The following is a 12,620-nucleotide window of genomic DNA, read 5'->3' on the forward strand; positions in this document are numbered from 1 at the left end:
CTCCTTTGCAGCCTGGCAAGAAATTATGACTCGTCCCAACTTCAAAGGTTTTATTCCGATGACCCGGATCGGAGACGATAATGGGCTGCGCAAAACGGTTGCTTATATCAGTACCTATCCCGTGGAACACAATCAGCCGCTTGCCACGAATGTCATTATGGTCGATCAGTCACGTATTCTTGGTGCTATTCAAAATATGGAGATTTTCAATAAAGGCCACGTCTTTATTTTGAATAATGAGAATCAAATCTTGGCTTCCAATTCGGCGCATGCGCTGCCCAGCGATTTCCCTTACGACAAATTAGCGAACACGCCAAACTTCTATTTTACCGGCTCAGATCATGAGAAATATGAGGTTTTTAACATTCAGTCCCCCCTTTCCAAGTTAAAATATGTGTCCATCATGCCGAGTACGATTTATTGGCAAAAAGCAGCTCACATCCGCAATCTGACGTATATAAGCATGGCGATTTCGCTGCTTGGCGGGGGCATTCTGACTTTCTTCTTTTTACGGCGCAATTATAATCCCGTCCGGCGCCTCGTCCATGCTTTTTCCAAAAAGATGACCCTCGCCTCTGGCGAACGCTATAACGAGTTTCACTTCATACAAGAAGCGGTGGACAGTACATTGCTCGAGATGGCTGATTTCAAAAGCAAAATGGAACAGCAGCGGCACATGGTCCGCTCACATTTCATCGAGAAGCTCCTGAAAGGGAAGCTGGACCGGCATATGCCAATTGCCGAAGCCTTGACCACCTTCGATATGAAGCTGGATCGCAAAGATTTCGCCGTTATGCTGTTTGTTGTTGATAAAAGCTCGCCATTCTTCGGACGGATTACCCATACGTCGGATGAGGATAAGTGGAAGCTGCTCCAATTCATTATTATAAATGTTGTGGAAGAGCTTACGTCCAAGCGGCACCGCGGCTATGCGACGGAGATTGACGACTCAATTGCCTGCTTAGTCAATTTAACGCTGGATAAGGATACGAACGGCAAAGAGGAACTGCTGCGCATCGCCGAAGAGACGCAACTATTCCTCTCCGCTACCTATGACATTCATTTGACGATCTCGATCAGCAGCATACATGAGAAAATATCAAGTGTGCCTCAAGCCCTCTTAGAAGCGTTAGATTCCATGGCCTATAAGCTGGTTATGGGAGGACGGGAAATTCTCGCCTATGATGATTTGCAAGCTAACCGTCCCTGTGAGCCAGCCTCCGGCTACTATTATCCACTGCAAATTGAACAGCAGTTCCTGTATGCCGTGAAATCAGGGGAATTGGAAGACGCTAAGAGTATTCTGGCCGAGATCATGAACAAAAATTTTGAAATCCGTGGGATTTCCGTCTCCTTAACCAAATCCTTAATGTTATGTTTGGTTACTACCATGATGAAAAGCATTAGTGAGACCGGAGATATTCAGGAGAGCTTCTTCATCCGCAATCCCAAGCTGATCGACCGGCTTCTAAACAGCATAACCGTCCAGGAATTGAATCTCTATTTGAACGAAATGCTGGAGCAGGTATGTGCCTATACGTCCGCCAAACGGCAGGTAGCCATGTCGCAAACGCGGCAGAAAGCGCTTCAGCAGCTGGTCGACGAAATTTCTATTTATATCGAACATAATTACTCTGACGCGAATTTGAATGTGACCATGATCGGCAACCATTTTGACCGCAAAGCCACCTACTTGTCGAAACTGTTCAAAGATTATGTTGGTGAAGGTCTGCTGGATCGCATCAATAAAGTCAGGATCGATAAATCCAAGCAGCTTCTGAAGAGCCACGAGCAATCGGTCGGCGATGCCGCGAACGGGGTGGGGTTCAATGATATCAATGCCTTTATCCGTGTTTTCAAAAAGGTCGAAGGCATCACACCAGGAAAGTACAAAGAACTGATTGAAAAGTAGATATTTGGGGCAGCCAATGGGCTGTCCTCTCCTTTTTACAGGCCTATTTTGGCTATTTTGAAGACCCGATTGGATATTTTGTAGAGCATTTCTCAACAATTCAAGAAGCAATTGGATAATTTGCAGATGGTTGTTTTGTAAGCGTTATCATATAGTAAAGGTGTGACAGAGAGCACCACAAAAATTTGCGCAAAACAAAGCAACGACTGCGAAGCCAGCTAGTCTGGCGAAAAACTGAGTAACTCTTAGGAGGTCAATCTATGCAAAAAAACAGAAAAAAAATGTTCACCGTTCTTGTCGCAACAACGTTAATGGGAAGCTTGACTGTCGCTTGTTCGTCATCGAACACGCCAACTGCAGATTCTAGCACGAGTCCGAAAGCGACTGCCGGAGCATCATCCGCACCTGCCGGTGCAGCAGTCACCTACCCGCTCAAATCAGACAAGACCCTAACGTACTGGGGCGAACTGCCTGGCAACGTGACAGGTGTTAAAGCCGCTCACGCAGACATTCCTTTCTTCCAGGATTGGCAGAAAAAGACCGGTGTTCCATTGAAGTTCCTTGCACCTCCTACCAACCAAGGTCAGCAAGCATTGAACGTTTTGTTAGCATCAGGTGATCTTCCAGATATGATCGAGTTTGACTGGCAAGGGGCATTCCCTGGCGGTCCTGAAAAAGCGATCAAAGACGGCTACATTTTGAAATTAAATGATACGATTGATAAATTTGCACCTAACTTGAAGAAATATCTCAAAGAACATCCTGAAATCGACAAACAAGTAAAAACCGATAACGGCAGCTACTATTCCTTCCCATTCATCCGCGGCGATGATTACTTACGTGTCTATCAAGGCCCGATTATTCGGAAAGACTGGCTGGATGAGCTAGGTCTGCCAATTCCTGAGACGATTGACGATTGGTATACGACACTTAAAGCTTTCAAAGAGAAAAAAGGCGCTACTGCAGCCTTCTCCGTTGTCAGTGTTCCTAGGCCTTTCAATGAATTAGGAAACGGTGCATTCGCAGGTGCTTACGGCGTGACACGTGATTTCTATATTGACAATGGCACCATTAAATTTGGTCCAGCTGAGAAAGGCTACAAAGACTTCCTTGCTACCCTGCACAAATGGTATGAAGAAGGCCTGATTGATAAAAACTTCGCAACAGCGGACAGCAAAGCGATAGATGCTAATATGGCCTCCGGCGCAACAGGTGTTACCGTAAATAATGCAGGCGGCGGTATCGGCAAATGGCAGCCGCTTATTACGGCGAAAGATCCAAAAGGCGTACTCGTTGCAGCGCCATATCCGGTGCTCAAAAAAGGCGATATCGCGATGTACGGACAGAAAGATCCATCCTTCTCGCCAGGCGGTATGGTTGCGATCACAGCTTCTTCCAAAAATATTGAGACAGCAGCGAAGCTTCTTGACTACGGTTACTCCGAGGAAGGTCATAATTACTTCAACTTCGGTAGCGAGGGCGTTTCCTACAAAATGGAAAATGGCTACCCGAAATATACCGATCTTGTTATGAAAAATCCGGATAAATTAGCACCGGCACAAGCTCTGTCCCTATACGTACGCGGTAACTACAATGGTCCATTCGTACAAGATAAACGCTACATTGAGCAATATCTAGCTTTGCAAACACAACGTGATGCCGTTACAACTTGGCAGAAAACAGACGTAGACAAACATAAACTGCCACCAATCACAGCTACACCGGAAGAAAGCACAGAGCTTGCCAAAATCATGACTGACCTCAATACCTTAGTTGATGAAATGACACTTAAAATCATTTTGGGCACTGAGCCTGTAGATTCCTTCGACAAATATCAAGAGAAATTCAAGTCTGTTAAACTGAGCCGCGCGCTTGAAATCAAGAAAGCATCCTTGGATCGTTACAACAAAAGATAGATAACAGGCCAGGGGGAGGGCAAACGCCCTCCCCACTTTACTAGAAGCTCGCGGCGAAAGGAGAGATTTCATGCGCAAAGCAGGGCAAGCTACGTTCCAAGTACGCTTCAAGCGCGATTTTTTGCTCAACAAATATTTGTACCTGATGATGGTTCCCGTACTGGTCTACTACTTTGTCTTCCATTATGCGCCAATGTATGGAGCTCTGATCGCGTTCAAGGAGTATACCCCGAATAAAGGTATTTTGGGCAGCGCATGGGTCGGCTTCCAGCATTTCAATGACTTCTTCAGTTCCTACTATTTCTGGCGAATTCTCAAAAATACGGTTATTATCTCGCTTTACTCGCTATGCTTCGAGTTCCCTGCTCCTATTATTTTGGCGATTCTGATCAATGAGTTGACGAATAAAAGGTTTCAGCGTTTCGTACAAACTGTTACGTACATGCCATATTTCATCTCCCTCATCGTTATCGCTGGGATGATCAAAGATTTTACGAATAATGGCGGGCTAATTAATAACTTTCTGACTCATTTTGGCGCCAGTGATACGGCGATGCTGCAGAAGCCTGAGATGTTCCGTACGATCTATATTTTATCGGAAATATGGCAGAAGATCGGGTGGGAGTCTATCATTTATTTAGCGGCTCTCATGGGAATTGATCAGGAGCAGTATGAAGCAGCGAAAATTGACGGAGCCAACAAAATCAAACAAATCTGGCATATTACCCTCCCGGGTATTCTACCGACGATCGCGATCATGTTCATTCTGCGAATGGGGAATCTATTGAACGTTGGTTTCGAGAAAATTATTTTGCTGTATAACCCCAGCACGTATGATACGGCGGATGTTATTTCCTCCTTCGTTTATCGCAAAGGATTGATCGAATTCGGTTGGAGCTACAGCTCCGCGGTCGGTTTGTTCAATTCCGTCATCAATCTGGCCTTGCTCATTGCAGCAAATAAAATCAGTAAAAAAGTAAGTCAAAGCAGCTTATGGTGAGAAAGGAGGGACTGAAGTGAAAACCAGCTACTCAGACAAAGTATTTACTACAATCATCCATATTGTACTACTATTGCTCGTTGTCGTTACGTTGTATCCACTTCTCTACGTCACCTTCGCTTCCATCAGCGATGCTGGGCAGTTAATCACCCACAAAGGGTTCTTGTTCAAGCCATTAGGCTTCAGTATCGAAGCTTACAAAAGTGTTTTCAAAAACCCTGCGATTCTCAAAGGTTACCAAAACACACTCTTCATCCTGGTATTCGGCGTCATAACCAATCTGATCGTTACCTCGTTAGGAGCTTATGTCCTTTCGCGTAAAAATGTCATGTGGAACAATGTGTTTATCTTCGTCGTTGTCATAACGATGTTCTTCAGTGGCGGTCTCATCCCGCTCTACTTGGTGGTCAAAGGCGTAGGCTTAATCGACTCGTTATGGGCTACGATTCTACCTTTTGCCGTTAACACTTTCAATCTGATCATCATGCGTACTGCCTTCATGGCTGTACCTGAAAGCCTTGAGGAATCTGCGAAAATGGACGGTGCCAATCACTTCGTCATCCTATTCCGCATTATCATCCCACTCTCCATGCCGGTTATTGCTGTTATGATTCTCTATTATGCCGTTGAGAAATGGAATGGTTGGTTCTACGCCTCCATCTTCCTGAAGGACCGAGATCTGTATCCGCTTCAGCTCACGTTAAGGGAAATTCTAATTTCGAATAACACCGACTCCATGTCAACTGGTGCCAATGCAGCCGATCAATTTCAAATTGGGGAAACGATTAAATATGCAACGATCATGGTAGCATCCGTGCCCATTCTTGTTTTATATCCATTCGTGCAAAAGTATTTCGTCAAAGGCGTCATGATTGGCGCTGTCAAAGGGTAATTCACAGGAACTATGCGCCGTTCACCTACTTCGTAGGCTGCGGCGCTTTTTCTTTTTTTTGCTTACTTTTGAAAGCTTTAGGCAACAGCAGTTTCTCGTAAGCAACTTGGCCATACACTGTAGGACAGCATTACTCATTCGAGAGGAGAGGCCTACATGAAAGTTGATCTGGGATGCGGCGAGCATAAGCATAGGCATTTTTTTGGCATAGATCGGATCGGCGGCCCTGAAGTGGACATGGTTTGCGATATGAATGATGGCATTCCGCTGCCCGATAATTCCGTTGAATTTGTCATGGCAAGCCGCAGTCTGCCCTATGTAAACGATCTCCTAGCTGTCATGTCCGAGCTGCACCGGATATGTGTCCACAAAGCGATCGTCTGTATTCTATCCCCGTACGCCCACCATTTTCGCCATATGTCCAATCCTCATCTTAAGCAAAAATTCGATGAATATACGCCCCGTTATTTCACCAATCATTTCCACCAACCGCCAGGCAGCCCACTCAGTCCCCTCGTCCCCAGCTATACGGGCAACTCCGTTCCTTTCGATTTCCGGCTGTTGAAAATGGAGTTTTTCTATGAATCTCCCTTTAGCCCACCGCTCTATGAGCAGGATGAATTGGACTTGTTGCTCCAGCTTCAGCCGAACGTCGTGAGTGAAATTATGTATCAGTTCGTTGTTGTAAAAAAGGAGCTCTCTGTCGACGAATGGCAATGGATGTGCAATCAGCAATACCGGGAGCCCCAGTGGGCCGACGCATTAAGGCAGCCTGCCCCGACGGTCGTTGTGGAAGCTTCCATTCCAGAAACGCCTATGCCACTTAATCCTCCGGCCCTGGACTTTTATAGCCATAAGCCTATCAAATCGACCAAAACAATCCTTCGCAGCAAAAAAAAGAAGCCTATATAAATTTGACGTCATAACAAATCTTTATATATTTCTAATCATGTTTTCTATTTCACATCATACCATGTAACCATCGGCCTAAAATCACCAGCCATCACAGCGAACTTCCTTCAGTTATCTTACGAACGGTTCAAAATCTAGGGGGTGACGATCATAGCTCTCGTCGTCAGGTCCACACTCAACGCGACTGGCGCGATCACGTTCACCGGAAATACACTTGGCTTAAGCCGCTCCGATACGATAGGCCAACCGGGAACACAAGACAGTATCGGTGCTTTCACAACCGTGAATACTACGCTGAAATTCGGAACGTATCCCGCAGGAACCACCAGTCTCTACACCTCCAACAGCTCAGCCGCCATACTCACATTTCCCGCAGGAAGTACCGTACTTTATGCAGAGCTGATCTGGGGCGGATCTTATATCAACGGCAATGTTGACCTGAGCGCTGTGATCAACAACGACGTCTCGCTTACGACACCTGCAGGAACCTTCAGCATCACAAACGATGTTGCGACCAGGAATGAGTTTAACCTAGGCACTAGTACTTTCGGGTATTCGCGCACAGCAAATGTCACCACGCAGGTACAGCAAGGAATGGCCGGCACCTACACAGTGGGAAATGTACCAGGTACGATCGTAATTGCTGGCGACCCGACAGCCAATCATTGCGGTTGGACACTCGCTGTTATTTACCAGAATACGAACCTGCCTTTCCGGAACATGTCACTACGCGTAGGTGCCGTACTCGTCCAGTCTACCTCCCCTCCTGTAAACACCACCATTACCGGATTCGCTACACCGGTAACAGGTGCATTAGGCGGTAGAGCGCTTTTCAGCGCCCAAGAAGGAGATGCGAACCGAACGGGGGATCAAGCGTTATTCGGACCCACAACGGCTTCGCTCGTCGCGTTATCCGGAACCAATAACTTTGCCGCCAACTTTTTTGCGTCACAGATCAATAACGATGCAGGAGCACTTAACACAACAGGGACGTTCGGCTCACTCAACCAAATCAATGGAGCTCCCGGATCGAATATTAGCGGAGGCCGTCAAGGCTGGGACATTACGAACGTTGATGTCTCCGCACGGTTAACGAACAATCAATCCTCCGCCATCCTGCAACTGACAACTTCCGGGGATGCTTATGTTGTCAATGCCAACGGCATTCAAGTTGATATTAACGCACCCAAAATTAGTGTGACCAAAAGCGCCAATGTGTCCGGAACCGTCGTGGGCGATACCATCACTTACACGGTAACGACCACCAATTCAGGGACGGCCAGCGCCGCCAGCATCGTCTTATCCGACCCCTTGCCTGCCGGATCAACCTTCGTACCCGGCAGTGTCATCGTAGCAGGCGTATCACGGCCGACCTTCGATATTACAACAGGTGCGCCGCTTGGCTCTCTTGCCTTTGGCTCATCTATCACCGTTTCTTATAAAGCTACGGTCACAAGTCTTCCCGATTCGCAAACGCTGGGCAATACAGCTAATGCCGCTTTCACATTCCAAAGCGTTGCAGGCGGTAATGTTATTTCAGGCGTCATTCCATCGAATACGGTGTCGACTACGGTGTATTCACCGAAGATTGCGATTGTGAAATCCGCAAGCACAGCGAACGGTTCTGTCGGGAGCACGGTAACTTATACCCTGCAAATTGCTAACACCGGGAATACAAGCGCCGTCATGACCGTGACCGATAACATCCCAGCGGGAACGTCTTTCGTCGCGAACAGCTTCAAAGTTAACGGCGTCACCATTCCTAGCGCCAATCCAGTCACAGGTGTAAACATTGGCACAGTTGCAGCCGGCGGAACATCAACGGTCACTTTTGATGTACTGATCAATTCCCTTCCATCTCCACCGCAGCTCGTCAATACAGCGAATAGTACTTACACGTTTCAACCGCCTGACGGTCGCACAATTTCGGGAGCTGCCGGCTCCAATACGGTAACGATTCCCGTCCGTTTACCAAGTGTTGGCGCTGTCAAGAGCACCAGTGTTGTCGACGCGGTTGTCGGAGATACCTTTACATACAGCACGGTGATCACGAATTCTGGCGTAGAAAGTGTCACGAATGTCATTCTCACAGATGCGATACCCCAAGGCGCAGCTTTTGTACCTGGTACCGTAATCGTCGGAGGGGTTTCGAGACCAAGTTCTGCCCCTGCCGGGGGCATCGCCGTAGGTACCATAGCGGCTAGTAGCTCAGTGACCGTCTCTTTTCAGGTCAATGTCACATCTTTGCCCGCTTCCAGTCAATTAAGCAACCAGGCTTCTATTTCCTACAGCTCAGGTACTTTTACGGGAACTACCCTAACCAACACGACTACGACGCCAGTGTTTCAAGCTGTTGTCTCTGTGACCAAGAGTGTGAACAGTACGAATGTCACAGTAGGGGCAACGCTGACCTACACACTTCAAGTTCGCAATCAAGGTAATATCGCTGTTCTACCAACGGTCGTGGATGCCCTATCGCCATCCACTACGTTTGTGACAGGCAGTGTTACAATAAATGGCGTTTCCAGTCCGAGCGCCAATCCTGCAGTAGGCATTCCCACAGGCTCTATACCGCCTTCTGGCACAAGTGGAATTACGTTTCAAGTCGTCGTGCAGAACCTGCCGTCCCCTCCGAGACTTCAAAATCAAGCAACGGCAAATTATACGTACCAACCACCGGATGGACGCACGCTAACCGGCAGTGCCTCTTCAAACACGACGGATATTCCTGTATCCGCCCCCAATGTCGTCGTAACCAAAGCAGTCAATCTATCGTATGCAGCTCTCGGTGAAACACTGATTTACACGCTCAACATCACGAACACCAGCGTTGTTCAAGTTAGCAGCGTCACCTTGCAGGATTCCCTGCCAGCTGGCGTTACGTTCCAGTCAGGAAGCGTGACGATAGATGGTGTGCCTAGATCTGCAGCGGACCCGAATACCGGCTTCTCCATCGGTTCGATTGCAGCTGGCGTCACAACACAGGTCATTTTCCGGGCAACCGTAACTTCGGTTCCAACACCAGCTCAGGCTGAGAATCATGCCAGTGTAAGCTTTACCTCCGGTGTTTTCTCTGGAGCGGCTTTCTCCAACAGTGTTGTCACTCAAATCCAGCAGCCCCTATTATCCATTGTCAAAAGCTCCAACCTGACGCTGGCGGTTCTCGGTGATATTGTTGTTTACAAACTGGAGGTGGGCAATACCGGCAGTTCTCCTGCCAACGTGACGTTAACGGATAATATTCCCGCAGGCACTACGTTTATCGTGAACAGCGTCATCATCAATGACGCACCTCTTCCAGGCGTTGATCCTGTTAGCGGTATTCCGCTCGGCACGCTTGATGTTGGAGCCAAGAAAATTGTTACCTTCGAAGCGACGGTAACTTCCCTGCCAACTCCGCAGCAGTTGGTCGATCAGGCAAGTGCAACCTACACCTTTACACTTTCAGATGGCCGAACGCTCTCTGGCTCTGGCATTTCAAACACGGTTACCATTCCTGTTTCAGCTCCTAACGTGAAGGTGATGACAACTAGTAATGTCACCTCTGCCGTTCAAGGAGACACCGTCACCTATACAATTGTCATTACCAACCAAGGCGTCGAGAACGTCAACAATGTGATTCTTACGAGCATTGCCGATCCGAGCACTTCATTTATTCCCGGAAGCGTCATGGTGAACGGCATATCGTTGCCGAATACCAATCCGTCGACCGGTATTCCAATCGGTACCCTGGCTCCTAACAACCCGGTTACCGTGACTTTTGAGGTGAAAATCACAATGCCAACGCCACAAATTATTAACCAATCTTCGGTCAGCTTTACATCGGGAACTTTCTCAGGCTCATCATCCTCCAATAATGTCATAACTCCCGTTACCCAACCGAATATCACAGCGATTAAGACAGCCAACACGACTAGCGCAACTGTAGGCGACACCGTTTTATACAGCATCGTTGTGTCGAATACAGGCAACCTTGCGGGGGATGTCATTGTCACCGATACAATTCCTGCAGGAACTTCCTATGTAGTGAATAGTGCACAAGTCGATGGGTTGCCTCAGCCTGGCTCAGATCCTGTAACCGGGATTAATGCTGGCACCATCGTACCTGGCAGCTTCAAGACAGTAAGCTTTTCCGTGCTGATTGAAACTTTGCCCAGCCCGCAGACAATCAGCAATATCGCTACGGCTACATACACGTTCACACCGCCGGATGGCCGTGTCATCACACGCTCGGTTGTATCCAATACGGTTACGTTCCCGGTTTCTTCGCCAAATGTGACGGTAACGAAAAGCACGGCTTCTACCGCTTTAACTGTAGGGGATACGATTACGTACAGTACTTCCATTATGAATAGCGGGATTGCCCCCGTAAACAATGTCGTATTCACGGATCAAATTCCTGCAGGTGGCACGTTTGTTCCAGGCAGCGTCGTCATCATCGGCGCCCCACCGCCGGTTGTTCCTCCGAACCCGGCCACAGGCGTTCAGCTTGGCACGATTGCGGTTGGAGCAACGGTCACAGTCATTTTCAATGTGCTCGTTACCTCTGTACCGAATCCTGCACAATTAACGAACCAATCTGCCGTAACCTTCACATCTGGCGCACTCTCAAGCACTACCTTCTCAAATGCTATAACAACACCCGTTTACCAACCCGTTATCGGAGTTCTGAAAGCCGGAAGCACTTCGAATGCAACGGTCGGGGACACTATCGTTTACACACTGAACGTTTCTAACACAGGCAACTATGCGGCATCTACCATTCTTACCGATACGATTCCAGCCGGGACCTCCTTTCAACCAAACAGCGTATTCGTTGGAACGACGCCAGCTCCGGGAGCAGATCCTTCAATCGGCATTGATCTCGGTTCCGTGCAGYCAGGTGCCACGATTCCAGTCTCTTTCTCTGTCGTGATTGATACGCTCCCGAATCCGCAAGTTTTATCCAATACGGGAACAGCTGCTTTCAGTTTCACACTGCCGGACGGCCGGACCTTCAACCGTTCCGCCATATCAAATACAGTAACGATATCTGTGTCTTCACCTAACGTCAGTGTTGTGAAGAGTACAACGGTGACGGATGCCGTCGTTGGCGATATTATTCCGTACACGATAGTCATTATGAACAATGGGATTGAGCCTGTTAGCAATGTTGTATTCTCTGATCCGCTGCCATCTGGAACATCCTTTATTCCAGGCAGCGTCGTCATTGTCGGAGCACCAACACCACCTGTTCCGCCAAATCCAATATCCGGTATTGCGCTAGGTTCCATCGCCACTGGCGGAACAGTTACGATCACCTTTAATGTCAGAGTTATTGCTCTGCCTAACCCTGCCCAATTAAATAACCAAGGTATTGTCAGCTTCACCTCTGGCGCCCTCTCGGCGGTTGCCTTCTCCAACACCATTACAACATCGGTTTATCAACCAATTCTTGCTGCAGCCAAAACGGCAAGTTCAACCAATGCAACAATTGGTGATCTCATTATCTATACGGTAAATGTCAACAATTCCGGAAACTACGCAGCTAGTGTATCCCTTGTTGATCCAATCCCTAATGGGGCCACTTTCCAACCAAACTCTGTCGTTCTAAACGGTATTACGCAACCAGGTGCTGATCCTACTGCAGGTATTCCATTTACTGCACAACCGGGCGTTACTAACACAGTAACATTTGCTGTTCTCATTACTTCACTTCCGAATCCACAGGTATTAACGAATACGGCTACGGCTAACTTCAGCTTTAGTCCGCCAGATGGTCGCGTTATTACGGGCTCAACGAATTCCAATACCGTAACAATTCCAGTTTCCGCTCCGAATGTTGCTATCGTTAAATCAACACCTTCCACCGATGCCGTAGTCGGGGATACAATTACTTATTTCGCCAATGTGACCAATAGCGGCATAGAGGCCATCAATAATGTTCAATTCTTTGATCAGCTTCCTGGGGCCACAAACTTTGTTCCAGGCAGCGTTACAATTAATGGC

General features: G+C 47.8%; 6 protein-coding genes. All 6 read left to right on the forward strand.

Features of this window, described 5'->3' with window-relative positions:
• Nucleotides 1-1,912, forward strand: a 1,912-nt coding sequence (locus AC1DUA_RS05805) for a helix-turn-helix transcriptional regulator (RefSeq protein ID WP_477498821.1), incomplete at its 5' end; no start/stop codon positions are given.
• 260 nt (nucleotides 1,913-2,172) lie between these two features.
• Nucleotides 2,173-3,828 (forward strand): extracellular solute-binding protein, encoded by a 1,656-nt coding sequence (locus tag AC1DUA_RS05810; protein WP_477498822.1) that lies wholly within the window; start codon nucleotides 2,173-2,175, stop codon nucleotides 3,826-3,828.
• A gap of 70 nt (nucleotides 3,829-3,898) precedes the next feature.
• Entirely contained in the window at nucleotides 3,899-4,828 is a 930-nt protein-coding gene (locus tag AC1DUA_RS05815; protein ID WP_145659498.1) for an ABC transporter permease subunit, read from the forward strand.
• Between the two features lie 16 nt (nucleotides 4,829-4,844).
• Nucleotides 4,845-5,720, forward strand: coding sequence for a carbohydrate ABC transporter permease (locus tag AC1DUA_RS05820; RefSeq protein WP_477498823.1), 876 nt, complete (start codon nucleotides 4,845-4,847; stop codon nucleotides 5,718-5,720).
• A gap of 156 nt (nucleotides 5,721-5,876) precedes the next feature.
• A complete protein-coding gene (locus tag AC1DUA_RS05825) occupies nucleotides 5,877-6,632 on the forward strand; it encodes a methyltransferase domain-containing protein (protein WP_477498824.1) in 756 nt (251 codons plus the stop codon).
• A gap of 150 nt (nucleotides 6,633-6,782) precedes the next feature.
• Nucleotides 6,783-12,620 (forward strand): DUF7507 domain-containing protein (locus AC1DUA_RS05830; protein ID WP_477498825.1); only part of this gene is annotated, 5,838 nt, incomplete at its 3' end.

This window comes from Paenibacillus sp. 01T422 (genome assembly GCF_056398785.1).